Source organism: Halalkalibacter kiskunsagensis, assembly GCF_037027555.1.
Classification (GTDB): Bacteria; Bacillota; Bacilli; order Bacillales; family Bacillaceae_D; genus Halalkalibacter; species Halalkalibacter kiskunsagensis.
The window spans coordinates 167703-192148 of record NZ_JAXBLX010000001.1 but is presented as its reverse complement, the minus strand read 5'-3'; the positions used below and the strand labels follow the sequence as shown (position 1 = coordinate 192148).

General features: G+C 40.1%; 23 protein-coding genes and 1 pseudogene. 14 read left to right on the top strand and 10 right to left on the bottom strand.

All coding sequences use genetic code 11. The features are described 5' to 3' along the window. Nucleotides 1–169: 169 nt before the first annotated feature. Entirely contained in the window at nucleotides 170–1012 is an 843-nt protein-coding gene (locus tag SLH51_RS00810) for a hypothetical protein (protein WP_335958369.1), read from the bottom strand. Between the two features lie 481 nt (nucleotides 1013–1493). Here SLH51_RS00810 and glmM point away from each other — a divergent pair, with 481 nt between their 5' ends. Further along, complete coding sequence (gene glmM / locus SLH51_RS00805; protein WP_335958368.1) at nucleotides 1494–2852, top strand: phosphoglucosamine mutase; 1359 nt, start codon at nucleotides 1494–1496, stop codon at nucleotides 2850–2852. 48 nt (nucleotides 2853–2900) lie between these two features. On the opposite strand, the gene SLH51_RS00800 is transcribed toward glmM, so the two are convergent. Next, nucleotides 2901–3077, bottom strand: coding sequence for a hypothetical protein (locus SLH51_RS00800; RefSeq protein WP_335958366.1), 177 nt, complete (start codon nucleotides 3075–3077; stop codon nucleotides 2901–2903). A 573-nt stretch (nucleotides 3078–3650) separates the two neighbouring features. On the opposite strand from SLH51_RS00800, the gene SLH51_RS00795 reads away from it, so the two are divergent. After that, on the top strand, nucleotides 3651–4511 hold the full coding sequence (locus SLH51_RS00795; RefSeq protein WP_335958364.1) for a hypothetical protein: 861 nt from the start codon (nucleotides 3651–3653) through the stop codon (nucleotides 4509–4511). A 152-nt stretch (nucleotides 4512–4663) separates the two neighbouring features. After that, nucleotides 4664–5626, top strand: a complete 963-nt coding sequence (locus SLH51_RS00790) for a polysaccharide deacetylase family protein (protein WP_335958362.1) — start codon at nucleotides 4664–4666, stop codon at nucleotides 5624–5626. A 545-nt stretch (nucleotides 5627–6171) separates the two neighbouring features. Here SLH51_RS00790 and SLH51_RS00785 read toward each other — a convergent pair. Beyond that, the gene (locus SLH51_RS00785) at nucleotides 6172–7224 is read right to left on the bottom strand and encodes a hypothetical protein (RefSeq protein WP_335958360.1); all 1053 of its coding nucleotides are present in this window, start codon (nucleotides 7222–7224) and stop codon (nucleotides 6172–6174) included. Between the two features lie 314 nt (nucleotides 7225–7538). Here SLH51_RS00785 and SLH51_RS00780 point away from each other — a divergent pair, with 314 nt between their 5' ends. From SLH51_RS00780 to SLH51_RS00765, 4 genes are all read left to right on the top strand, one after another. After that, entirely contained in the window at nucleotides 7539–8921 is a 1383-nt protein-coding gene (locus tag SLH51_RS00780; RefSeq protein WP_335958358.1) for a sodium/glutamate symporter, read from the top strand. Between the two features lie 24 nt (nucleotides 8922–8945). Further along, nucleotides 8946–9986 (top strand): ornithine cyclodeaminase family protein, encoded by a 1041-nt coding sequence (locus SLH51_RS00775; protein WP_335958356.1) that lies wholly within the window; start codon nucleotides 8946–8948, stop codon nucleotides 9984–9986. Nucleotides 9987–10125: 139 nt separating this feature from the next. After that, on the top strand, nucleotides 10126–10986 hold the full coding sequence (locus SLH51_RS00770; RefSeq protein WP_335958354.1) for a MurR/RpiR family transcriptional regulator: 861 nt from the start codon (nucleotides 10126–10128) through the stop codon (nucleotides 10984–10986). 258 nt (nucleotides 10987–11244) lie between these two features. After that, nucleotides 11245–12594, top strand: coding sequence for a cytochrome P450 (locus SLH51_RS00765; RefSeq protein WP_335958353.1), 1350 nt, complete (start codon nucleotides 11245–11247; stop codon nucleotides 12592–12594). A 187-nt stretch (nucleotides 12595–12781) separates the two neighbouring features. Here the strand turns inward: SLH51_RS00765 and SLH51_RS00760 are convergent, their stop codons facing one another. Genes SLH51_RS00760 through SLH51_RS00750 form a run of 3 tightly spaced genes read right to left on the bottom strand, consistent with a single transcriptional unit; the run spans nucleotide 12782 to nucleotide 14042 of the window. Next, a complete protein-coding gene (locus SLH51_RS00760) occupies nucleotides 12782–13096 on the bottom strand; it encodes a DMT family transporter (protein ID WP_335958351.1) in 315 nt (104 codons plus the stop codon). A gap of 1 nt (nucleotide 13097) precedes the next feature. Next, nucleotides 13098–13439, bottom strand: a complete 342-nt coding sequence (locus tag SLH51_RS00755) for a DMT family transporter (protein WP_335958349.1) — start codon at nucleotides 13437–13439, stop codon at nucleotides 13098–13100. A gap of 24 nt (nucleotides 13440–13463) precedes the next feature. Next, nucleotides 13464–14042, bottom strand: a complete 579-nt coding sequence (locus SLH51_RS00750; RefSeq protein ID WP_335958348.1) for a TetR/AcrR family transcriptional regulator — start codon at nucleotides 14040–14042, stop codon at nucleotides 13464–13466. 235 nt (nucleotides 14043–14277) lie between these two features. Between SLH51_RS00750 and SLH51_RS00745 the strand changes: the two genes are divergently transcribed. The 3 genes and pseudogenes from SLH51_RS00745 to SLH51_RS00735 all read left to right on the top strand — a co-directional run. Further along, complete coding sequence (locus tag SLH51_RS00745; protein WP_335958347.1) at nucleotides 14278–14388, top strand: putative holin-like toxin; 111 nt, start codon at nucleotides 14278–14280, stop codon at nucleotides 14386–14388. Nucleotides 14389–14826: 438 nt separating this feature from the next. Next, nucleotides 14827–15936 (top strand): plasmid pRiA4b ORF-3 family protein, encoded by a 1110-nt coding sequence (locus tag SLH51_RS00740; RefSeq protein WP_335958346.1) that lies wholly within the window; start codon nucleotides 14827–14829, stop codon nucleotides 15934–15936. A 36-nt stretch (nucleotides 15937–15972) separates the two neighbouring features. Then, a pseudogene (locus SLH51_RS00735) lies at nucleotides 15973–16182 on the top strand (aminoglycoside phosphotransferase); the annotation flags it as partial. A 100-nt stretch (nucleotides 16183–16282) separates the two neighbouring features. Here SLH51_RS00735 and SLH51_RS00730 read toward each other — a convergent pair. Both SLH51_RS00730 and SLH51_RS00725 read right to left on the bottom strand, forming a co-directional pair. Next, on the bottom strand, nucleotides 16283–17149 hold the full coding sequence (locus tag SLH51_RS00730; protein WP_335958345.1) for a Cof-type HAD-IIB family hydrolase: 867 nt from the start codon (nucleotides 17147–17149) through the stop codon (nucleotides 16283–16285). Between the two features lies 1 nt (nucleotide 17150). Continuing rightward, nucleotides 17151–17921 (bottom strand): DeoR/GlpR family DNA-binding transcription regulator, encoded by a 771-nt coding sequence (locus tag SLH51_RS00725; protein ID WP_335958344.1) that lies wholly within the window; start codon nucleotides 17919–17921, stop codon nucleotides 17151–17153. Between the two features lie 388 nt (nucleotides 17922–18309). Here SLH51_RS00725 and SLH51_RS00720 point away from each other — a divergent pair, with 388 nt between their 5' ends. The 4 genes from SLH51_RS00720 (at nucleotide 18310) to SLH51_RS00705 (ending at nucleotide 21616) form a co-directional block, all read left to right on the top strand. Then, a complete protein-coding gene (locus tag SLH51_RS00720) occupies nucleotides 18310–18705 on the top strand; it encodes a GNAT family N-acetyltransferase (protein WP_335958343.1) in 396 nt (131 codons plus the stop codon). A 192-nt stretch (nucleotides 18706–18897) separates the two neighbouring features. Then, nucleotides 18898–19488, top strand: a complete 591-nt coding sequence (locus SLH51_RS00715; RefSeq protein ID WP_335958342.1) for a TetR/AcrR family transcriptional regulator — start codon at nucleotides 18898–18900, stop codon at nucleotides 19486–19488. An 86-nt stretch (nucleotides 19489–19574) separates the two neighbouring features. Further along, nucleotides 19575–20951 (top strand): MFS transporter, encoded by a 1377-nt coding sequence (locus SLH51_RS00710; protein ID WP_335958340.1) that lies wholly within the window; start codon nucleotides 19575–19577, stop codon nucleotides 20949–20951. Between the two features lie 50 nt (nucleotides 20952–21001). After that, complete coding sequence (locus tag SLH51_RS00705) at nucleotides 21002–21616, top strand: FMN-dependent NADH-azoreductase (RefSeq protein ID WP_335958339.1); 615 nt, start codon at nucleotides 21002–21004, stop codon at nucleotides 21614–21616. Nucleotides 21617–21740: 124 nt separating this feature from the next. On the opposite strand, the gene SLH51_RS00700 is transcribed toward SLH51_RS00705, so the two are convergent. Both SLH51_RS00700 and SLH51_RS00695 read right to left on the bottom strand, forming a co-directional pair. Continuing rightward, a complete protein-coding gene (locus tag SLH51_RS00700) occupies nucleotides 21741–22889 on the bottom strand; it encodes a S1C family serine protease (RefSeq protein WP_335958338.1) in 1149 nt (382 codons plus the stop codon). Between the two features lie 15 nt (nucleotides 22890–22904). Continuing rightward, entirely contained in the window at nucleotides 22905–24200 is a 1296-nt protein-coding gene (locus SLH51_RS00695; RefSeq protein WP_335958337.1) for a zinc-ribbon domain-containing protein, read from the bottom strand. Nucleotides 24201–24446 lie beyond the last annotated feature (246 nt).

Genomic DNA, 24446 nt, shown 5'->3' with positions numbered 1-24446 from the left:
TTTACTTTAGCGAAGGATTGAAGTTGCGTCACATTGGCAAAACTGTGTTTTCTAGTGAGCGTGGAAGGCCGTTTTTGCATTTTTCTCTAGGGGATTTTTGGAAAAACGAGTCGTTTAGACGACGGACTTTGACAAAAAGGATGTATTTTCAAAGGTGTGCACCTCCCGATTATTCATACTCTAATTCCTCGTTCATCCACTTCATTAAAGGCATATGCTTATCAAAATACTTTCGTTTTTCCTTTTTGAGCATCGCTGAGACGGTGCCATAGAAGTATTGGATAAACGTTGTTTTAATCCGTCGTTGTTTAAAGCGGAAAACCGATTCTTTAAAGGCTTGAATGATCGTTGGGAGAAGAGACTCAATCGTGTCACTAAATCTGAGTGAACGGTAGACCATGACAGCTCGATTCCAAATCTCCGTAATTTCTATCGCACAGTAGAAAAATGGTTTGACTGCTTTGACAAATGGATTTGGAATCGTAGGTGGGACAAATGATACATCAAGTGTTTCGAGCGATGTTGTACGTAGTTCTTTATCTTTTATGTTTTTAGTAGTTTTATATAAGCTAGCTTCGGTTGCCTTTTTGTCGTTCTGAGGGCTTGGTGTGTCTAGCTTTTTTTTGATCGGTCGATCAGTCAATTGTTTGGGGTTGGCACCGTCAAAGCGGTGAAAAACATAGACATTATGGGAGTATCCACCTTTTTCACGGATCGTTTGATGGATACGAATTATGCCGAGTGACTTTGCCTTGCGTAGCATTCTCTCAAAGGTCGAGCGTGAGATTCCACCTTGATCGACTTGAGCTGATTGAACAAGCTTGCCGATGCGAGCATTGCAGACACCAGGTATTTTGACACTGAACTGGATTAATTTTAATAAAGCTATTCGTTCTCCTTTGGTGAAATGGTGACCAAATAGTTCTAGTACATGTTTGTTAGATTTGTTGAAGTCTTTGACAGTTTGGAATTCGCTTAAGTGAGTGTATTGATTGATGTGACCAGATTTCATAGGGGGAAGCCTCCTTTTTTTCGTTCCTTCACTGTTTATATATAGGGATGTGAAGGAAGGAGGTGGGGGAGCTTCAGAGATTTGTGGTTTGGTTCATGACTTCTTTACTCAGTTTGACGTTATCAACTATTTACAGAAGCGCTTACCTGTTTACCTAGGAAGTCCGTCTTCCATAGTGCAATTATTTTCCAACAATAGGGATAATTGTTACTCTTTTAATTTTGTATAGACTTGTATATAATTACAAAGGTCTATGTTTTATAAGCATTTATAGATCTTTTTTCATGTAGTTTCCAACCAACTTTATCAGTACTAGTGGGTATCATATTATCTTAGTTACTTCAGAAACTGTTGGTAAAGTAGCATTATTATGCAGGGGCAGGTATCCCAGGTGAATGTTTAGGGATGGCTCGTTCAAGACAATCAAACAACGAGATTATCATAAATTATAAATAGAGTTCGATAAAAAGGAGTTTATATCATGGGGAAATACTTTGGAACTGACGGTGTGCGTGGGGTAGCGAATAGTGAATTAACACCTGAACTAGCTTTTAAATTAGGTCGTTACGGTGGGTATGTGTTAACGAAAGATACGAAGAAGCCGAAAGTGTTCGTAGGTCGTGATACACGTGTATCTGGACAAATGTTAGAAGGAGCGCTTGTATCAGGGCTTTTATCAATTGGGGTCGAAGTGATCCAGCTAGGTGTGATTTCTACGCCAGGAGTAGCGTTTCTAACGAAGACATTAGGCGCACAAGCAGGAGTGATGATTTCAGCATCACATAATCCAGTTGAAGATAATGGAATCAAATTCTTTGGTGGAGATGGCTATAAACTACTTGATGCACAAGAGGAAGAAATCGAAGTATTGCTCGATAAGGAAAGTGATGACTTGCCACGTCCTACAGGTGTTGAGGTAGGCAGAGTGGTGGATCATTCTGATGGTGGACAAACATACTTGAATTACCTCAAAGATACGATTGAAGGAGACTTGTCTGAATTAACTATCGCTCTTGATTGTGCTCATGGTGCCACTTCGGCATTAGCACCCAAGCTTTTTGCTGACTTAGGTGCGGATGTTTCGGCGATGGGAGATTCACCAAATGGGTGTAATATTAATGCGGGTGTCGGATCGACTCATCCAGAAGCGTTAGCTGGCTTTGTTCGTGAAAATGGTGCGAATATCGGTCTTTCCTTTGATGGAGATGGGGATCGATTAATCGCCGTAGATGAAAAAGGAACGATCGTTGATGGCGATAAGATCATCTACATTTGTGCCAAATACATGAAGGAACATGGTCGACTGAAGCAGAACACGGTTGTTTCAACAGTGATGAGTAATTTAGGTTTTTATAAAGCGTTAGAAGCACAAGGAATCGAAAGCGTGACAACGGGTGTTGGTGATCGTTATGTCATGGAGGAAATGCGTAAGTCTGGATATACTCTTGGTGGGGAACAGTCAGGCCATATTATTTTCCTAGACCATATTACAACCGGTGATGGCATGCTTGCTGGACTGCAACTTGCAAGTATCGTAAAAGAAACAGGGAAGTCATTATCGGAGCTTGCACAAGAACTACAGACGTTCCCGCAAGTATTAAAGAATGTCCGAGTGACTGATAAATCAAAAATAGATACGAACGAACGAATCGTCGAAGCAATTAATCAAGTCGTCACACAAATGGCAGGAGACGGCCGTGTACTCGTTCGTCCGTCTGGTACAGAACCACTCATTCGTGTCATGGTTGAAGCTCCGACCGAAGAACAAGCGGAGCACTATGTTCAACAAATTGTTGATGTTGTGGAAGAAGAGATTGGGGCAAACATGTTAGTGAAGTAGGGATATTCAAGACGAATGGAATCAGGGGGAGTGCTCTGATTCCATTTTTTATGTTAACTCCGTTGCGATTTTCTTTAGATACGTTGGGATTTTGTTCTCGGTATGACAATGATGGCAATAGAAGACGTTCACTGTATGATTGGAGAAATAGTGATGCAAGATATGCTTCGTAAGTTCAGTAGGGAAACCGCAGCTTGTACAAAAAGATAAGTATTTATAATTCATCTTCCTCCCACCTTTGCTTAAGTGATATTTATATATATGGCTTGTATAAAAGATTTAGTACACTAGATTCTAGTTTCTGGGAAGCACGGGGACGGTTCTCGTGCTTCCTATAGAAAAAGAGGCTACTACGTATAACAGGATTGCCAGCTAGAACGTGGTCTTCATAAAATTAAAAAAATTGACACAGCCCCAGCACCTTTGCGGTAGTTGTTACATGAAAGGTGTTAACAGTGCCGCTCTTTATTATTAGGGAAGCACAAGAACCGTCTCGTTGCTTCCATTTCTTGTTTGGCGTTCTCTAGCATTTGGTTAATATTTTCGATGTATTCTTGTAAACTCATTTTTAAGCACGCTCCTTTTTCGTTCGTAGTAGAAGTATCACCAAAACATTAAACTCTTAAACTATCATTTGTTTGTCTCCCTCGTTCAACTGTCTCTTTGCTTCCATCGGAATTTCCACGATTCTGTCGAGTTTTCACCTTTATTGTAATATTTACCAGTTAGGAAGGTTTTGAACAATTGGTATAGAAAACTATCTCCTGAGGTATAACAAACTTAAAAGGGGGAGATTTTGTGTTCTCTATGAAAAAAGGAAGGATCCTTATCCCGCTAACGGTAGTGTTTGTTTTACTATGTTCTTTTGCTAGGCTATCAATTGGTGCGGTTGATGCTAGTAATATACCGACTCCGACATTAGAGGGTTTTGAAACAACGCATGAAGAAGCGGCTGTTGGAGAGGTTGTGACTTTACATGCAAAATTAGCAGATGATGTGTTAGGGATCAATGAAATTGTTGTTTCGTACTACCCACCTGAGGGGAGTTCAGGCAAATGGATTTCATTAGTTTATGATCGTTCGACAGGACTATATGAAGGAAGCTTTACAGTAAGAGAGTATGACGTGCAAGGCACTTGGAAAATAGATTATCTCCATATGGTAGATGATGAGCAGAATGACTATTTTATCTATAATTCTGATTTGTATAACGAAGATTTAAAAGGTTCTAATTATAAACATAGAGATCTAAGTGAATATGATGTTGTATTTACAGGGGGAAAGAGCGATACAGATCCGCCGACTTTACATAGTTTAGAGGTAACGTCTGAGAAAATCGAAATGGGAGATGTTGTAACACTTTCTGCTGAAGTAACGGATGAACGATCGGGAGTTCATCAGATTGTCGTTTCGTACCATTCACCTGAAGGAAATGATACCAAGCCGATTTCTTTGTTGTATGATCCTTCAACCGGAAAGTACGAAGGAAGCTTTATCGTGGAAGATGATAGGGAAGGTACTTGGGAAGTAGACTATCTTTATCTACAGGATTATCAACAGAATTACTACTTTATCTATAATGCTGATTACTATGGAGAGGAATCTGCTGGTCTTGATTATGAATATAGAGATTTAAGTAAGTATAACGTTACAAGATAGTGGGGAGAGGGAAAGTTCCCTCTGCAGGATGTAAAAATATTGTAGAATATGGGGAAAATAATTAAGATTTACTAATTAAAAGGAAAGGCGTAGGTTTGCAAACCTTGAGTATAGTAGGATGTTTAATAAAAAGGTAAGGTGTAATCGAAATCATGTTTAAAATCGTTGTTACTTTCTTTGCAATTATCTTAGTATGTCTACCGTTGTTTAATAATTCCGCTGGGGCTGAGACTTATAAGGTTCAAGAGGGCGATACCCTTTTGAAAATTTCCGACAAGTATGGAACATCAATAGATACAATTGTTAACTTGAACAAATTGCTATCCACTCAACTTAAGCCAGGTCAATATTTAGAAACACCTAAGACGTACAAAGTTAGTGAGGGGGACACGCTTTATAAAATTTCTAAGAAACTCGGAGTCACTCTACCTGAGTTAGTAGATGCAAACCCAACCATTAACAATCCTGACTGGATTTATCCTACACAAACAATCAATATTCCAATTGAAGATGGAATGATTTATATGGGGAATGCCAATCGAAAAAGAATCGCCCTTACGTTTGATGACGGTCCAGAAGATACCTATACACCGCAAATTTTAGAAATCTTAAGGGAAAAAGGCGTAAAAGCTACCTTTTTTGTCGTAGGAGAGAGAGTCAAGGAGTATCCGGAACGACTAAGACAAATGTACAAAGAGGGACATGCGATCGGTAACCATACTTGGGATCACCCGCATTTACCTGAGCTGACAGACGAGCAAATGAACGAAAACATACAGTCCACTGCTGAAGAAATTGAGAAAGTAATAGGATTCAAGCCCGATTTATTCCGACCGCCATATGGCGAAATTGAAGATCGACAGGTTGCATTGCTGAATAAACAAGGCTTTCGTTCCATCATGTGGACGGCCGATACAAAGGACTGGAGCGGAGTGTCTGCAGAAGAAATTGTATCAAAAGTGAAGCAAGATGCCCAGCCTGGGGCTATCGTTCTTCAACATAACTACCATGTAGAGGGAGAATTTGAAACGGTTAAGGCATTGCCTGAAATCATTGATGTATTACGCGCACAAGGCTATGAGTTTGTTACAGTACCAACACTCTTAGGTGAGTAGAAACAAAGGATAAAATGAAATAGAAGAAGCAAACAACCTTAATCCCACTTGCTTGAGGACTAAGGTTGTTTGCTGTGTTTTTAAATTCGGTTTATTACCTGCTGAATAATGAAATGCAAAGGCACGTTGAACGAAGCGCGGGGACGGTTAGCTGAGCGAGGGAGGTTCAAGTTCGCACGGTACGGACACGATTATGATGAGGACGGGAAGGTACAGAGGAACAGGTCTCTTGGCCCAATCTGCACCTCTAATCGTTAGTTGAGTCTAACAACTGGGACGATGAACCTGTCCCTACGTCCCTTTATATTTACCACTAATGATTTTCTTTTGGTAAAACAATAGAATAGCACTCACGATCGAACCTATTACCCCGGTTAACACACCTATCCAAAAATCATTCACAAGCCACCAACTCCTTCCAGCCGTTACTTCTCTCAAAAAAAGACAAATCCTGCAATTGATTATGCACTCTAAACAGGAATGGAGTTGCCCTCTGTATCAACAGCAAAAAGCACGGGGTCAGTTCAAACCGTTCTATTGCTTCCCTATTTGGTTAGACGTTCGACTTTATTCTGTGCTTGAGCAATTTGGTACATTTGCTCCTTTAACAAGGGTAATTGCAATTCGACTTGTTGTTTGATCCGGTCATCCAGCGGTAAGTTCTTGATGCTGTCGTAATGGTAAAACAGCGGCTTGTGAATTTGGTCTAATAAGACAGTTTGCTCTTCTTTGCTGAGGGAGAGGATAAATTGTTGTTGTTCAAGTGTTAAGGCGTTGAATGCTGTCTCTCTTTTCTTTGCAAGTCTCCATTCTTCTACGCTCTGTTTCTGTCTTTCGAGTAGAGGGAGGTTTAGTTGGATTTGTTTTTGTAAGGTTTCACTGTATTCTGAGAGGTCTTCTAGATGAAGGAAGCTTTCTGCATATCCCTCCTCAATGGATAGCAGCAATTCTCTCCGGTCTTTTTGATTTAGTTTTGATACAAATTGTTGTTGTTCGATCGTTAGCCGTTGAAATAAGGAGGCTAGTTTTCTTTCTTGCTCGAATGTAGTATGGATCCGTTCTACTAAGTTAATCTGGTTATCTGTTAAAGGAATTCCTATTTCATATTGGTCTAGTAGATCTTGAGGGAGAGGCAAATGCAAGTAAGCTTGTAAAGGATAAAATAAATTCTTTTTGTGCTTCAACAGGATTTCATCTCGTTCAAGGTCAATCGAATACATCCCCTTCTTAACATCTTTAATGACAGAAGAAGGAAGGGAGAGGTAGTTTTCAAAACAATTTGCTCCTAAATAGCGTACCGCTCCTTTTGCTTTATTTTGAATAATATATTGGAAACGAAGCGCTTGTCCGCAATCACATTTATGAGGCCGCTTTTGGTATCCTCCATCTTTGATATCGACTAGAATCCAATCGTCGAGCTTATCCTCGATTTCCTGATCACTCATTTTTTCATTAATGTCGATTCCTTTGTAATTAGCTAGAATTTGCAACCAGCGACTCTTCTTTTTGAGTTTGATTCGATGTTGCAGGAAGTAGATTTGCTCTTCAGTTAATGTGTTCATTACAATTTCGACTTTTTTTTGGGAAAGCAAAACCAAGACATAGCACCTCCGCATCGGGTATTCTATTATTTTTAGTAATAGATATGCTGAGGGGAGGCGGGATATGATAGAAAAGAGAGAGGGGGACATAGGGACAGGTTCTTTGTCCCGTATTTTTTCAATTAACTGGGACGGTGAACCTGCCCTCTTTGATAGCGCTTACCATGTTGGTGTATCTAGGATCGAAATAATATTTAAATTTTCAAAAAACATTGACACTTAGATTGAGCTTCACTATAATCAAATTATGAAGTAAAAACAACATTTTTTTAGAAAGAGGAATTAAAAACTTCAAATGGAGGTGTTTTGATTTGTTTCCGAATAGTCCTGTAGATTCTGGAGCTTTGAATTCGTTGCTTTTCTATTTAAGTGTGCTGGGTTTAATTTTATTTGTTGGTACTGTGCTGCGATTGAAGGTAGGTATTTTTAAGAAGTATTTTATCCCTGCTTCTTTGATTGCTGGATTTATTGGACTTCTATTAGGACCTTATAGTTTGAATGTTTTGCCGGCGGAAATGGTTTCGACATGGGGGAGCTTGGCTGGAGTATTAATTTCCATTGTCTTTGCTCCGATGCTCATTGGTATGACCCTGGGCAATTCGAAGGAAGCGAGCAAGTTTGCAGTCCCGCAAATAATGTATAGCTATCTAGGATCCACATTACAGATTGGAATTCCATTAATCATTGCTGGTTTGGTCTTGATTCCTCTTTTTGGTGTCAACCAGCTTTTTGGTACGGTCATTGAGATAGGTTGGGCTGGTGGACATGGAACGGCTGGTGGAATGGCTGAAGTATTTACATCCCTTGGTTGGGGAGATGGGACATCCATTGCTTTAACATCGGCAACTCTAGGACTTTTAATAGGTATATTGGGTGGGATGATCATTATTAATATCGGGGTGAAGAAAGGCTACACGTCGATTATTAAGGATCAATCTCAGTTGAAGACCGTGAAGGAAGCGGATACTTCCGAAAAAGTCCCAAGCTCTTATTCCTCTGTTAATTCAAATGTGGTTGAGAGTTTTGGTTTTCATGCGGCGATTATTTCCATTGCTATTTTGCTAGGTTGGGTGATTCAAGGGGTGTTGTCACCTTTTATTCCAGGTCTTCCGTTATTCCCAATGGCGATGATTGGCGGTCTCATTGTCAATTTTATTTTATCGAAGACAAAGTATTTTGAGTTGATTGATCGACATACATTACAAAGAATCCAAGGTCTTGCACTTGAGTTTCTAATCGTTGGTGCAGTTGCATCTATTAGTATCCCTGTTGTGATTGAATACGCGGTACCGCTTCTTATTCTAATAGCAACAAGCATACTTGTATTAGTTTGGTATTTCTTTTATGTGGGACCGAGAATGTTTGAGAAGGATTGGTTCGAGCATTCGATTGTCAATCTTGGAACGTTAACAGGGGTCACTGCTGTTGGTTTGATGCTTCTTAGAACCGTAGACCCAAATATGAAAACGGATGCAGCAACTGCTTATGCTTTAAGAGCACCATTTTTTAGTCCGTTTCTTGGAGGGGGGCTCATTACAGCGCTTGTTCCGACGTTAATTATAGCGTATAACTCGCTAATTGTAGGGATTGGATTCCTTGTCATTTCAGCATTGATACTCGTTTTAGCTCGTGCTTTTGGAATATTCAAGTTAAATAGACAAAGTGTGCGTCAATCTGTTAATAAATCTGCATAAAGAATAAGAGAGGGGATTTTGCAAATGAGTAACAACCTTGAATTTTTATTTTTATCACAAGATGATGTGAAGAGCTGTGGCGGAGGGGATATGAAATTTGTCATTGATATAATTGAAGATGTCATTTCGCTCCACGATAAAAAAGACTATGTGCTTCCGACAAAGTCTATTCTACGCTGGGGAGGGCTCGATGCGGAAACAACAAGCGGACGTATTAACTCTATGCCAGGTTATATAGGAGGAGAGTTTCAAGCATCAGGGATTAAATGGATTTCAAGTGCTCCAAGCAATCCATTCAAATACAACTTACCACGTGCTGCTGGGGTCATTGTCTTAAATAATGAAGAGACGTTGCTGCCAGATGTGATTATGGATGGTACCCTCATTAGCGCTATGCGGACAGGGGCTGTTTCTGGAGTTGTCGCCAAGTATTTAGCGAAAGAAGACTCTAAAGTACTAGGGTTAGTTGGGGCTGGGGTTCAAAATCGTACTCAACTAATGGCGATTCAAGCCGTTTGTCCGTCAATTGAAAAAGTAAAAGTAGCCGACTTGAACCTTGAACGTGCACAGGCATTTTGTGATGAAATGGCTCCTTTCATGGAACAGGCCACGTTTGAAGTTGTGAGTGGTGCTGAAGAAGCAGTAAGAGGATCGGATATATTCATTACAGCTACCGTAACAGAAAAGCCGATTGTAAAGAAAGAATGGGTTGACGAAGGCTCCCTTCACATTCATGTAGGAAGTAATGAGTGTGAGTTCGATGTTCTTCATCAAGCCGATAAGATTGTGGTAGATGATTGGGAAGAGTTAAAGCACCGCGGGGTTGAAACGATCTCGATTATGTACACAGAAGGCGAGTTTGATCCTGCTAACATTCATGCAGAGCTAGGGGCCATTGTAAACGGCAAGAAAAAAGGAAGAGAGAACGATAAAGAACGAATTTATTTTAATAGTGTTGGAATGGGGATTGAAGATGTCGCCGTTGCCAAACGCATCTATGATAGAGCCAAAGTTACAGGTGTCGGTCAATCACTAAATCTTTGGAACAGTCCTTCTTTCGTGTAATTCTAAGCGCTATAAGCTCCCACTTCAAGTGGGGGTTTTTGTGCTTCTGACTTTGTAGGGGGGAGCTAACTTGTTGTTTGATCGCATTTTTGTACGATATAATAATCTATATTACATTTTGGCATAGGAGGGGGTACGAATGAGCATTGAGAATTTTATTGTTGATAAGATAAAGACGTCGAGTCACAATATTACGAAATCCCAAAAGCTTGTGGCCGATTTTCTCGTAAAGAACTCAGAGAAGGCGACATACATGACGGCTAATCAAATCGGAATGGACGTAGGTGTGAGTGAAACAACGGTTATTCGCTTTGCTCTATCATTAGGATATAAACGATTTTCTGATTTGCAAGATGAGCTGCGCCAGACGATTATCGGAGACCGAACGGTGCAAAACCTCCAAAAAGCAAACAGCAAAGTCGGAGAAAGCAGTGCGCTTAGTCTAAGCTTTCAGCAAGATACCCAAAACTTGCATAAGACATTAGAACAAATTGATGTAGCGAAATTTAACGAAGTTGTAAATTTGATAGGTGAAGCCAATCACACGTTTATTATTGGATTGCGATCGTCCTTAGCCGATGCTTATTACCTAGGATTCTCGTTAAATGCTATGATCGGGAATGTGAAAGCAATCACGAATGCGGGGATGGACTTAGAGGATTGTTTATTGAAGGCGGATGAAGGCAGTGTCGTGATCGGTTTTGTTTTCACGCGTTTTACATCTCAGACTGTTGAAGCGATGCGTTATTTAAAGGCAGAAAAAAATTGTAAAGTGATTACGATAACCGATAGCGTACGATGCCCGACGATTCCATTTAGTGATTATCTCTTTTTAACGGAGATCGAATCTATTACTCCTATGGAATCACACGTAGCTTCTATGGCGCTTTCCAATGCTTTGATTTCTGCTATAGGTCAGAAGCAGAAGGATAAGGTAGAGGAGAATTTGAATACCTTGGAGAGGTATTTTAATAAGGCTGAGGTGTTTTTTGAGAAGTGATGGGAAGCATGGGGACGGTTCTCGTGCTTCCCTAATGCCATCTTGGTCCTATTTCTCCATTCAGATTGTGCGATTTGAGGAGTTGGAATCTAGAGCAGTAATAAATTACAAAGTTACAGTTTGGCCTAATTTTTTTAATCGTGAGGCATATAAACTCCACAAACCACATATACAATTTATGGAATTGAATAAGAAATACAACACTCCAGTTAGCTTATTGCTCCAAATGAAACTATCTACATAAAAATGAGGTGACTCATGAAGTCCACAAAAACAAATGTAGAAGGTCCTAAAGGGAGAATACTTGCCGGAAATCTAATCGATTTTCGCAAAGATCCTCTCCATTTTTTAAACGATTTACGGTTAAACTACGAAAGAGTTGCAAAAATTCGCTTTGCCAATAGACAGATCTACATGCTAATGAGTCCAGACTTAATCAAAGAAGCTCTAGTGACAAAGTCGGCTTCCTTTGAAAAATCAAAAGCGTTTAAAGAGATTAACCCATTAGTAGGTGAGGGGTTGCTAACGAGTGGGGGAGAGTTTCACCTACGTCAACGCCGGATGATGCAGCCTTCTTTTACAAAAACGCATATCAAATTGTATGCAGAACAAATGAGTATGGTAGCAATTGCGGCGATTGAGGAATGGCAAAGTGATGAACAACGGAACCTTCATGCAGATATGATGAATATGGCATTAGGAATTATCAGTAAAACGATGTTCAGTATGGATATGAAAGAAAGTCACCAAACAATTGGTGCCCCGATAGATGAAGCCATACGTATTGCGACAAAAAGAATTCGCTCTTTAATGAAAATACCAAAAGCTATTCCGACAAAAGAGAATCAACAATTTAAAGAATCATTGCGCATATTAAATGAAGTAGTCTACGGTATCATCTCCCAGCGCAGAAAAGCAAATGATGTAGCAAGTTACGATGATTTACTAGGAATATTGATGAGGGAAACAGATGAAGCAGATCACACCTATATGACAGATAAACAGCTTCGTGATGAAGTGATGACGATCTTTTTAGCTGGTCATGAAACAACGGCTAATGTGATGTCTTGGGCCTTATACTTACTCGCGCAGAATCCTGATATCCAAGCAAACGTTCAAGCCGAAATTGATCAGGTCGTAGGAGTCTCCCCACTCCATTTTGAACATACCGAGCAACTCACCTATTTAAAGAATGTCATAAATGAAACTCTTCGTCTCTACCCACCAGCCTGGATGTTTGGGAGGGAGGCCACTGAGGATGTGCAAATCGGGGAGACTCTTGTGAAGGCTGGCGAAAATGTGATGGTCAGTCCATATATTACGCATAGGTTAGAAGAATACTATCAGGACCCCGATACGTTCCAACCAGAACGCTTCGAAAAGGATTTTCTTAAAAGCATCCCAACTTACGCTTTCTTCCCGTTTGGCGGTGGTCCAAGGGTTTGTATCGGCAACCACTTCGCTATGCTAGAAGCAACCATTGTCTTGGCAACTGTGTTACAAAAGTACTCGGTTTCGCTCATACGTCCAAACCAAAAGGTGGAGGCCGAGCCGCTTATTACATTGAGGCCTAAAGATGGGGTCGGATTGAGAGTGGTGAGGAGGTGAATGGAATCAGGAGGAAGCACGGGGACGGTTCCCATGCTTCCTCTAGAGAACACAGTAGGAGGCCAGCCTAAGAGAGGTGTTTATATAAATATAAACATAGCCAACTGCCATCCTTTCAAACGTAGTTATATAGAGGGAAGCACAAGAACCGTCCCGTTGCTTCCTTAGGCACTAGAAAACACCTCTCTTATGTTGTCAATTTCAAACCCATAATTGATACTATTATCAGACCTATAAATAAAATTCGTCTCCAATCTCTTGCTTCTCCATAAAATAACATTCCAATAATTACTCCACCTACGGTCCCAATCCCTGTCCATACAGCATAGGATATTCCCAAAGGTAGGGTTTTCATAGCTAAACTCAGAAAACAAAAACTCAATATAAATCCAAGAATCAATACGATATATGACTGTAAGTTCTTATCCTTGGCTACTTTATTCATACCTGTAACCCCAACCACTTCAAAAGATCCAGCCAAAATAAGATATATCCAAGCCATGTTACACTGCACCTTCCTTCTTACTAGATTCATTTGTAACAAGTTTTAAACCTACTACACCTGACAGAAGCAAGAGAATAAACAATACTTTTGTCCAACTAAATGGTTCTCCGAATACCACCATATCTACTAAAACAGTCCCAGCTGTCCCCATTCCTGTGAAGATGGCATATACAGTTGCTACAGGTAGACTTTTTGTCGCCTTTACAAGCAAAGTAAATGATAAATAGATAAGTAGAGCTGTACCACCCCACTCAAGCAAGTTACTGGAATGCTTCAACCCTATTACCCACAAAACCTCAACAAGGCCAGCAATAATAATAAATGTCCAATTTTTTTTCAATAAGTTCCCTCCGATCTCAGTTAATCATAAGGAAAGTCCACGCCAATACAAATACCAGGAGGCATCTAACCTTTTCTGTAAACGTTCGGGACCTCCATATAACATTTCAACAATTATTCCATCATAAATTCCCAAGAAGGCAGCAGTTGCTGATTTTTCGCCGATTATTGAATTGATTTCTCCTTCTGCAATGGCCTTTTGTATAACCGGTATTAAAAGTTCTTCCAATCTATCAAGGTTTTCGTATACCATTTTCATCACTATTTCATTGAGATGAATCGGCGGAAAAAAACCTGTACGAATCCAAAATTTATTAGAATCTTTCTTTTCATATCGTTCTATGCTTTGCAAAAGAAAATCATATAAGATTTCCTTGATGTGACGAGCCTTATTAATCTCTAAAAAATTGATAACATAATTAATTTCATTTTCACTTGCATCCCTGCATAACTGTAGAAACAGTTCATCTTTCCCTTTGAAATGAGTATAAATAGACTGTTTTTTAATCCCGACATCCTCTGCAATATGTGCCAATGATGCACCCTCATACCCATTTTTTGCGAAATGCTTTAAAGAGACTTCCTTAATTTGATTTGATGTCACATTATCACCCTCCCGAACGGTCGTAAGGTGAGTGTACCATCTTAACTGTTGCTAGTCAAGATTGCCACTGTCACCACCCGAAGATTGTTAGATTTTGTCGAGGAGTTTAATAGACTGAGACGTGAATAGTCTTAGTGAGTACTAGATTAAAAAGGGTAGCTTTGCTAAACTTAAATATAACAACTATATAAGCTGATGGGCGGTTGACACTCCCTGTGAAAGGGGGTGTTAAAAAATGGTGACATATGAAGCAATAAATACGCTATTCCAATTCGGTACATTGATCGTTACAATGTTTATCGCATTTGTAGCAATTGTCGCACTAGTCACCAACAAAAAGAAGTAACCGCCCGTCGCCTCCAAACGTTGGGTAGTTACTTCTTTTGAGGAACTATCTCGATCATGGTCAGCCGTTCTTCAAGCGGCATGTAGTTGTACTGGCCGAGTGTTAGCGCACTCGGTTTTTTTATTCTAGGTTAATTTTGATTTCATTATACCATGAATATAAATTTACTTGTATGGTATTTTTAAATTTATTCTAGTTCTGCGTATTGCGAGGAAGCACGGGGACGGTTCTTGTGCTTCCTAAAAGACTTGCCCTTCACTTATTTATCAATATAAATACATATACATGTATGAGTATTGTGGTTGTACATAGTAAAATTATCTAAACAATCTGTCCTTTCTGGTAGGGAATAAACAATTTCCGTGCTTCTTATGTTGTGTGCTATGATAAGCCAGAGTGAAACGTGTAAATTTTTTAAATAGTTAGGAGCGTTGATCCGTGCTAATTCAGTGTACGAAGAAACTGTTAAATGAATTAAAGATAAAGCCATCTCCTTCTAATGAGGAACGTACGTTGTTCTCTTGGCATGCGAATTTGTTAACCGTGGCTAGGAGAAAAACGCTTGTGCTTATGAATGACAGCAATCGATATGTGATTATCCTTCATGGATTAAAAGCAAAGGACTTCAAGAAACTAGATGAGTTGATTATTCAAGCGATTAGTGAAGTTTTTCGAGCAGAGAACATAAAGGAAGATGTAATAAAGTCGTTTCTTTCACAGTCTAAGGAAATGACGTTTACAACGACAAAGGATAGGACAACAGTTGCCAGACTGAATAAGGCATGTGATCACACTTTTTTTTACGAAAGAGAACTAACCCAAGAGTCCCTTTATCAAACGACGGCAAGTAAGGGGGCTAGCCGATTAATCGTTGGTGACGGAAAGAATGATTATATAAGGCCGAATGAAGGTCTGTATAGCGATTTAGAGGAATGGCTAGAAGGGTCTATTTTTAATTCAGACGCTGTTGTTCTTCATGTTACTTTGGAACTGGAGAACCATCATGTTTGGCGAAAAATCGTCGTTCCGAAAAATATTACGTTCCCCGATTTGCATGAGGTGTTGCAAACGACATTTGGCTGGCAAGATTCTCACCTACATGAGTTTCATATTTATGCAAGTAAGCCATTTGACCTTGCTAAATTGAGTCGTGAGGAACGTCGTAAGCCGCTCGTGAATCTAGTCTGCTCTAAAGAGGCGTTTGGTTATGACTACGGAATACCGATGAAGATGGAAACGGAAGAAAAGCTGTCAGACTATCTTCCTGCTGAAATAACGTATACCTATGACTTAGGAGATGATTGGAAGCATCACATTGTTGTGGAAGAAATGATTGATGATTATGATGTGAACTATCCTGTTTGCCTTGCCGGAGAGGGAGATGCACCGCCAGAAGATGTCGGTGGAGAGCCAGGTTATGATGAGTTTCTCGCAACCATCGCTGATCGGATGAATCCAGATTATGAGCATATGAGAAGCTGGGGGATCAGACAAGGATACGAGGAATTTTCTATTGAGATGGTGAATAGAAGGCTGAAGAATGTGTAGGAGAAAGCACGGGGACGGTTCCAGCCTTTATTGAAGAACGATCCTTTAAAAGAATACATATGGTCTGATGATGTATTAAAAGATATAGCGAAGATGCTCCGTCTTTATCATGATGCTGTGAGTGATTTTCCATTATCAGATGATTGGAAACCGATAGATAATACTCCACAGAAAGTGGAGGTATTATGCCCTAATGACTTTGCTAGATTCAATATTATTTTTAATCATGGAAGACCAATAGGGATTTGGGTGATCGCAGAACACACAGGTTAGCCTAAACCCACATTGTCACGCCGCTTTTTGCGTTACGCCAATGTGGGTTTAAGTTATGTTTTTAAGAGAGAGATTACAAAGGGTCCTGTAGTAAAGAGTAAATAAAATGAGCCACTCCGTCATCGACATTCGTCAGTGTTACTTCCTGGCAGGAATTCTTGATTTCCTCTGGTGCATTTCCCATGGCAGCACTTCTTCCGGCCATTCGGAGCATAGATAAATCATTAAAGTTGTCACCAACCGCAGCCGTATCCGCTAGGTTCATCGCAAGCTTTTTAGCCAGTATCTCTAAGGCAATTCCTTTTGATGCATTTTTGTGTTCGAATTCAAAGTTATGCTTAGCAGACGTGACCATTGTGACATCTTTCATATCCTTAAATTGTGCCTTCCCTTTTTGAAGCTTTTCTTCATCAAATGAAAAGGCAAGGATATTATAAACATCAACGTCGGTGTCGATCAGTTCTTTACAAGAAGATATAAAGGAAAATCCGTATTGGCTATGTTGCTTCTCAGCAGCTTCTATGAGCTGTTCAATGCTTACTTCTGGATTTGCGCTTTTGACTCTGTCCATTTCGATGGCTAAAAGTTCCCGACCGTTCTGTGGAGACAATATGGAATCATTACTGAAAATTTCATAATAGTATTCTTCTTGCTCTAACCAGTTCAAAATTTGGAATGCATCCTGTCGATTTATAGAAACAGAATGGAATAGTTCACCGTTTGGCTGATGAATGGTCGCTCCATTGGCCCCGATAATCCAGGTTTTCAATCCAGTTTCTTTAAAAATGGTTTGGACGTCAAAATGGGCCCGTCCAGTAGCAATAACGATCTCAACCCCATTGGCTTGAGCGAATTCGATCGCTTCTAAATTTTTCTTACTAATTTGATTTTCTTCATTTAATAACGTACCATCCAAATCAACAGCGATTAATTTTACCATCTTATTCATCTCCCTCTTCAGCTGTTAAAAGTTCGACATTGTTTTTACGCAACAGCTCTCTAAACTCCTTTTGAGGAGTGTGGTCTGTAATCAGAAGATCAATATCCCGTAAATCAGCAAAACGGAAAAAATCTGTGAGTCCTAATTTTGTATGATCGGCTAATACGATCACTTGTTTTGCTTGCTGGATCATTTTTCGTTTGACGAGGCCATCCTCCTCATGAGCAATCGTTAAGCCATTTTCCGATATTCCTACCACTCCGATAAACACTTTATCTACATGGTATTCCGATAGTTTTTCTAAAACAGTTGAGCCATAAAGAAAGCGGTGCTCTTTTTGAAGTGTACCTCCAAGGAGCTGGATATTGATTTCCGGATTGGAGGATAATACTTCAGCTTGGTTAATCGAATTGGTAATAATGGTACAATCCATGTTTTCCATCTGTTCCGCACATGCTTGAACGGTTGTCGAGGCATCCAAGATCACTCTATCACCTGGATAAATTAATGATGCAGCCTTATTTCCAATAATCTTTTTTTCTTCCGTTACGGTATTTAAGCGATTGGTATAGTTTTTAACTTCATCATGAACAGATGGAAGGAGAGCTCCTCCTCGTGTTCTCACAATACATTTTTCTTCTTCCAGCCGGACAAGATCCCTTCTGGCAGTATCTCTGGATACATCAAAAAGGGAGCAGATTTGTTCAACAGAAATCCTATTATGCTTTTTTAGGAAATCCATAATTAATACTAATCTTTCTTCTTGATACAAGGAATTCACCTGCTCATTAAGTATTTATAAGTAATTATACGTAATTTAAGTAAAAATGCAAGTTTATTTAAGTGTTTGTAAGTATTTTGTTCTTGGGAAGCACGGGGACGGTTCTCATGCTTCCCGGAAAGAAAACTAGGATTTCTTTCCGTCCTTCAAACAAGATGATCGTCGACCCATCCAGCAGCTTAGCGATGATCAGCTAATTGAGGTTATATTAATTATTCAAGAATAGGGCGCCAGAATTGAACAACGATAGATTGTTTCAGTAGTCCATTTTTCTTGGTCTTAAATCAATTATAAAACCGTTTAACGGAAGAAGGAGTAAGACTTCATCATATAGAAATTAGCATAGAATTCTATTGTAGGTAATGAAGAGAGGAATAAAATGAAATATAAAGTGATTATAAACATTCCAATATCTAATAATGAAGTGCCAGAATTAAGAGAACTTGTTGGTTGGGGTAGACGAGATAAAGATTACCCGACTTTGTTTGAACGTTGTAATTTCTGGGCTGGGGCAAGAGATGAAAATAATAACCTGATTGCTTTTGGTTATGTTTGTGGAATGGGTTTAGAACACGGTTATATGGAAGATATAATCGTTCATCCTGAGTATCAAGGGCAAGGAATTGGAGTTGAGTTGATAAAGGAATTATTGAGAGAGTCTGAACGTTTTGGATTAGGAATTGTAACGGTAACATATGAGGAAAATAAAACTTACTTCTATAAAAAATGTGGCTTTACAATTGGTTCGGGAGGAGTATGGCAATCATTTATCTAAAACAGGTGAGAAAACTCCCTCTTCAAGCGTGTGAAGGGCGTAGCCCAATGGTTCAAAAAAGTAAGAAAACCGATGGTTATTAAATTTTTTCTTCCCAAAAGTGAAATTCACCTTGACAAATTTATAACAGCTGGATTAGAATGAAACAAAATGACAGTCAGTACTGACAGTATGTTTGGGAGGGAGGAGAGTATGAGCAGCAGTAATAATTTAAGTAACGATGATAAGCTGCTGTTAGCAGCGATCGATCTAATAGCGGAGAAAGGCTACAATGGTGTATCTACCCAGGAAATCGCTGCTACTGCAGGTTTGAGTGAAAAGACGCTGTTTCGTCGCTTCGGAAGCAAGCAAAATCTTCTTGAAACAGCATTTGACCGTTTTCATTATGCCGAAGAGATGCAAAACCTTTTTAACGAGAAGCTTGCGTGGGAATTACAAACAGACTTACTCCTGATCAGCCGAACATATCATGAAATTATGAACCACAACCGAAAAATGATTATGATCAGCATCAAGGAGGAAGGTAATTTGCCCGGGTTTCGAGAAAGAACACAAAAGCACCCGCGACAGTTGCTGGAAATTTTGACAAATTATTTTACGGCTATGTATGAAAAAGGAAAACTGATTCGAACAGACCCAGAGCTGCAGGCGTTGTCGTTCATGATGTTGAATTTCGGCGCATTTATGAACAATCTAGATGCTGATGATAACTTTCTAACCGTGTCTCTAGAGGCATTTATAATGGAGAGTGTGCAGACATTCACTAGGGCTTTAACTCCCTAGTTTTTTTACCAACACTATGACAGTTAGTACTGACTGTCTTTTATCTTTTTTAAAATAAAATAGGACTTGAAGGGTGGTTATAGAGAATGGAAAAGGAAGTATCTCAACAAACAGGAGAGAAATTAATGCGCATTGTCATGTTTACACTTGTCCTTTCAGCGATGAGCGTATTGATGTTCAACTTCGTACTTCCCGAAATTAGTAAAGCGTTTGATCTCACCACTGCTCAGGTAAGCTGGGTCACTTCATCGTATGCTTTGATTTACGGGATAGGAACAGTCATTTACGGGAAGCTGGCAGACCGATACAAGCTCAAAAATTTGCTAACGTTTGGATTGTTATTTTTTGCTGTCGGTTCACTGATCGGCCTCGCCTCCCAAACTTTCTGGATGGTGCTTGTCGGAAGGTGTTTGCAGGCAGTAGGAGCTGCTGCTATCCCAGCAACAGCTATGCTTATCCCATTGCGCTACTTTCCTCCTGAGAAGAGAGGTTTAGCTATGGGTACGGCGTTTGTAGGTTTGGCTATTGGTAGTGCTCTCGGTCCGGTTATTTCTGCATTAATTGTAAGTGTTGCTCATTGGCGCTGGTTATTCTGTATCCCTCTACTCACCTTAATTACGTTGCCTTTTTATCGTAAACATTTGGGGGATGAACAAGGGGATCCCGGAAAACTTGACTGGGTTGGTGGTGGTTTTCTGGCCACTACTGTGACCTTGTTGCTACTAGGCGTTACGAGTGGAACGTGGTGGTTTGCTATTGGCGGATTGCTTGCTTTAGCGCTGTTCATAGCACGAATTCGTTCTGTCTCTGAACCGTTTGTTCAACCTGGGCTCTTTACAAATAAGAACTATACTCTCAGTCTAACGATAGCTTTTCTAATAAGCGGAATTGGTTTTTCCCTTTATTTTCTAAGTCCACTGCTTTTGGCTCATGTACATCAACTGCCACCTAGCTGGATCAGTATTGCGATGGTTCCTGCTGCAGTAGCCTCGGCCATTCTAGGTAGAAAAGGCGGTAAACTGGCAGACTTGAGAGGGAATTCGTATCTTTTTTTTGTTGCATCTGGATCGTTATTGACCTGTTTTGTCTTACTTTCAACCTTCATTGGAATTTCTCCAGTATTCATTGCTATCTTTTTGATTTTTGGTAATGTGGGGCAAACCTTTATGATGATTGCTATGTCCAATTCAGTCTCTATGGCCTTACCGAAGGAACAGGCTGGAGTGGGAATGGGATTATTATCGATGCTGAATTTTATTTCAGGGGGAATGGCTTCTGGGGTTTACGGTAAGGTGGTGGATCTTGGCTCCGATGTTTATTGGAACCCGGCAAATATCTATCCAAACGGCATCATTTACAGCAATATATTTCTCGTTCTTGCTGCAATGCATGTAGGCATTCTGATGTTTTACTATTTTCAGTTTGGCAGAGCAAAGAGAAAAAGCATCCAGTTAGAAGGTTGAAGTTAGTTTAGATTTAGTTTCACTATTACTCATATTTGGAGGAGATTAAAATGACAACAACTTTATTTGTAAAAGCGAATAATCGTCAAGGATCTATTACTGGGAAATTGTATGATGCATTTTTGGAAAGCTATAGAGTCTCACATCCCAATGATTCGGTGATTGAACTCAATTTATATAATGAAACATTACCTTATTTAGGTGATGTAATGATTAGTGGGAATTTCAAATCATCTCAGGGAATGGAACTCACAACGGAAGAGAAGGCGGCACATGATATTGTCACTAAGTATCTAGAACAGTTTATCGCAACTGATAAAGTGGTCATTGCTTTTCCACTTTGGAACTTAACTGTTCCTGCCGTTCTACATTCCTATCTGGATTATCTGCATCACCCACGTAAAACATTTAAGTATACAGCTAAAGGATTAGTCGGTCTATTACCAGATAAGAAAGTGGCTTTATTAAACGCAAGAGGTGGGGTATATGCTGAGAGAGATTCTTCTGAAATGGCCGTAAGTTTTGTTAAGAATCATTTGAACGTTTTTGGTATAACAGACATCACAACTGTTGTCATTGAAGGACATAATCAATTTCCTGATCAAAGTGAAGCTATTATTGAGGAAGGACTTCAGAAAGCAGCTCAAGTTGCAAAAACATTTTGACATTTGTTTTGGGAAGCAGGGGGAGGGAAGCAGGGGGACGGTTCTCGTGCTTCCGAAATACGTAAAGCGGGGGCAGACCCCGCTTTAACGAAGGAAAGAAAAAAGCAGCTGGAATCCCAGCTGCTTATTCAATGACTTCACCTTTCCCGGATAGAATTTTCATTTGATCATTTTCATATCCGAGCTTATACGTGACTTTGTATTTGTGATAGGTTATATTGCTGTTCTTTCGTTCCTCGGCTGTAATGATTGCTTTGACGGTTAGGGCATCTTCATTTTTCACAACGAGATCATCGACAACGACTGATTCTGTCAGCAAATAGCCTTCTCGAAACGATTCGTACGTTGTATCACTTTGCCATCTGCTTCCAAGCAGGGAATAAGCTGTGACGTAATCTTGATAGTTTAAGCTTTCATAAAAGTAATTTACTAAATAGTGAGCTAACTCATGATCAGAGAAGCCGATCTCTTCAAACGTAAAATCTTCCGCCCTTGCCTGTTCAACAATGTTTGGCAATGTCGTCATCGGTGTTTTAGACCAGCCCTCAATTAAGGCAATGACGTTCGGGAGGGGAATGCTAAACCCGATGGAGCCTTGGTCGGCAGCTGCAGAGTTAATACCAAGGACTTCACCGGTTTTCCTGTTGATCAAAGGCCCGCCGCTATTGCCTGGTGCAATCGGTGCCGAGATTTGATACATATTCTTATAATGATATGGGGGTAAATCCAAATCACGATCCACCCCGCTAATAATCCCGGTTGTCACCGTATTTTGAAATCCTAACGGGCTGCCTAACGCTAACACTTCATCGCCGATTTCTGCCGATTCGTCAATATTCATCGGAAGTGGTTCCGTTCCTTTTAAGCCATCTACACGAACGACGGCAACATCCGTCTCCTCACTAATTCCGATGACCTTGCCGGAAAATTCACGGTTGTCTGTCGTTTTGACCTTTACATCCGTTGCCCCAGCAACGACGTGAGCGTTTGTGACAACATCTCCTTGGTCATTGTATAAAAAGCCAGAGCCTAGTGAGTAGTCTGCTACTTCAATATGGACAACTCGCTTTTGCGTTTCATGGATGACCTCTTTTAATTGCTTGGATTCTGCCACGACAGAATCCTCCGTTCGTTCGATTGTTTCGCTTGCTAAAATCGTGGATGGGTTAGAAAGCTTGTTTGGAACAGCATCCTTTATGAAATAAAATCCATAAACGCCAGCGCCCCAAATGAGGATGGTAACGATGCCGCTTATGATCCATTGTTTGTTCATATATGAATCTCCTCCTTACTCGAGATACCAAGTGATGTTGTCAATTTCCACGTTCACATCTTCATAAAGGTAGTAAACAACATCATCAAATGACCCTTGTTCCCCAGGTCGTAAAGAATAGGGATAGACAGACGTCCAGCTATCATAAAGGTATACGCCGTCTAAGTCGTAAACGGTATAATAGATCGTAATTTGTGAGATGTCTTTCGTCGCTACGTTTGTCACTTTGCCATACAAAAAGAGATCACCAAATTCATCGACTTCGGCTTCGAAAAAGGTGATATCCACAGCTGCAGTGCGGTTTTGCAAGTCCTCTTTAGCAGCCGCTTCCATGGCACGTTCTATACGTTTAGTTTCTGCTTGTTCAAATGCGGCTTGTTCCTGTTTGATCTTTTCTTTAAAGGCTAAGAGTGTGTCATTATCTGTTGAATATTCAAGACCTTTATTTACACTCGACAGCGCATCAGAAAACTGCTTGTTTTGTAAATGGACTTCGGCATTTTCATTCGTTATTTGAACAATTTTCATGATAATTTGTTCTTTTACCTTAGCCGACTCATCAGAGGATAAGGTGTGCAGAATGTTTAGCTTGTCAGCGAGCTCCTGAACCATTGTTAATTCGCTCAGCTCTTGCTTTACTTTCCCAACGGTTACCGTCACTTCAGACGCTGCAATTAACTCAGCAAACGATTCAAATAGCGGATCGACTTCAGATTCAACGTCAATCTTGAGCGTTGTCAGCTCAGTTTCAGCCTCTTTAAACTTCTGTTTTTTAATATGGTCACTGATTGAAACAAGAGCAGCATTATAACTTGCAGCACGATTGATCGCTTGTAAATCTTGCTCCAAAACAGCATAAGCAGGACGCAGCTCTTGCGCTGTGCGTAGGTCTTTTTCTGCTTTTGTATAGTCACCCTCTAACGCAGCGGCCTCTGCAGATTGTTGCAGCATGAGCACATCTTCATTTGTATTGGTTTCGATGACGTAGTAAGCAGATACGCCCCCGCCACATAAAAGCAAACTAATAATCGGGATAAGGATCGGAAGTTTTTTGAAAATGCCGCTTCGATTTTTTCGTTTGGATCGTACTTGTGCAGTTGGTGATGGCTCTTCGTCAGGAGTTTCTTCTATAGTTGCGGCTAAATCAGATTGGTTTGTTGTCTCTATTGGAAAATGGGAATGATCGAAATCGGAGTGTTCAGATGTACTTTCGTTGTCGCTTTGCTGTGTCTCGTGAACGACTTTTTTCCCACAGTTCGAACAAAATCGGGACGAATCAGCAAGCTTCTCTCCACAATGATGACAAAACATGATTGGAATCCTCCTAATCAGAGATTTTCTGCAAGTTTCTCAGATTACCAGACCTCATTATACAATGGTTGTGGTAGCTTTGGAAGAAAGAAGCATGGGGACGGTTCTCGGAAGCACGGGGACGGTTCTCGTGCTTCCTATTGAACAAGAGGCTAATAGGATCCCAGGTAGAACGTGGTCTTCATAAAGTTAAAAACATTGCCACAGCCCCAGCACCCTTACGGTAGTTGTTACATGAGGGGTGTT

Excerpts from the sequence above, each read along its gene's own strand:
- SLH51_RS00810 (WP_335958369.1), bottom strand. The coding sequence starts at position 1,012 with ATGAAATCTGGTCACATCAATCAATACACTCACTTAAGCGAATTCCAA.
- glmM (WP_335958368.1), top strand. The coding sequence starts at position 1,494 with ATGGGGAAATACTTTGGAACTGACGGTGTGCGTGGGGTAGCGAATAGT.
- SLH51_RS00800 (WP_335958366.1), bottom strand. The coding sequence starts at position 3,077 with ATGAATTATAAATACTTATCTTTTTGTACAAGCTGCGGTTTCCCTACT.
- SLH51_RS00790 (WP_335958362.1), top strand. The coding sequence starts at position 4,664 with ATGTTTAAAATCGTTGTTACTTTCTTTGCAATTATCTTAGTATGTCTA.
- SLH51_RS00775 (WP_335958356.1), top strand. The coding sequence starts at position 8,946 with ATGAGTAACAACCTTGAATTTTTATTTTTATCACAAGATGATGTGAAG.
- SLH51_RS00770 (WP_335958354.1), top strand. The coding sequence starts at position 10,126 with ATGAGCATTGAGAATTTTATTGTTGATAAGATAAAGACGTCGAGTCAC.
- SLH51_RS00765 (WP_335958353.1), top strand. The coding sequence starts at position 11,245 with ATGAAGTCCACAAAAACAAATGTAGAAGGTCCTAAAGGGAGAATACTT.
- SLH51_RS00760 (WP_335958351.1), bottom strand. The coding sequence starts at position 13,096 with ATGGCTTGGATATATCTTATTTTGGCTGGATCTTTTGAAGTGGTTGGG.
- SLH51_RS00745 (WP_335958347.1), top strand. The coding sequence starts at position 14,278 with ATGGTGACATATGAAGCAATAAATACGCTATTCCAATTCGGTACATTG.
- SLH51_RS00730 (WP_335958345.1), bottom strand. The coding sequence starts at position 17,149 with ATGGTAAAATTAATCGCTGTTGATTTGGATGGTACGTTATTAAATGAA.
- SLH51_RS00720 (WP_335958343.1), top strand. The coding sequence starts at position 18,310 with ATGAAATATAAAGTGATTATAAACATTCCAATATCTAATAATGAAGTG.
- SLH51_RS00715 (WP_335958342.1), top strand. The coding sequence starts at position 18,898 with ATGAGCAGCAGTAATAATTTAAGTAACGATGATAAGCTGCTGTTAGCA.
- SLH51_RS00710 (WP_335958340.1), top strand. The coding sequence starts at position 19,575 with ATGGAAAAGGAAGTATCTCAACAAACAGGAGAGAAATTAATGCGCATT.
- SLH51_RS00705 (WP_335958339.1), top strand. The coding sequence starts at position 21,002 with ATGACAACAACTTTATTTGTAAAAGCGAATAATCGTCAAGGATCTATT.
- SLH51_RS00700 (WP_335958338.1), bottom strand. The coding sequence starts at position 22,889 with ATGAACAAACAATGGATCATAAGCGGCATCGTTACCATCCTCATTTGG.
- SLH51_RS00695 (WP_335958337.1), bottom strand. The coding sequence starts at position 24,200 with ATGTTTTGTCATCATTGTGGAGAGAAGCTTGCTGATTCGTCCCGATTT.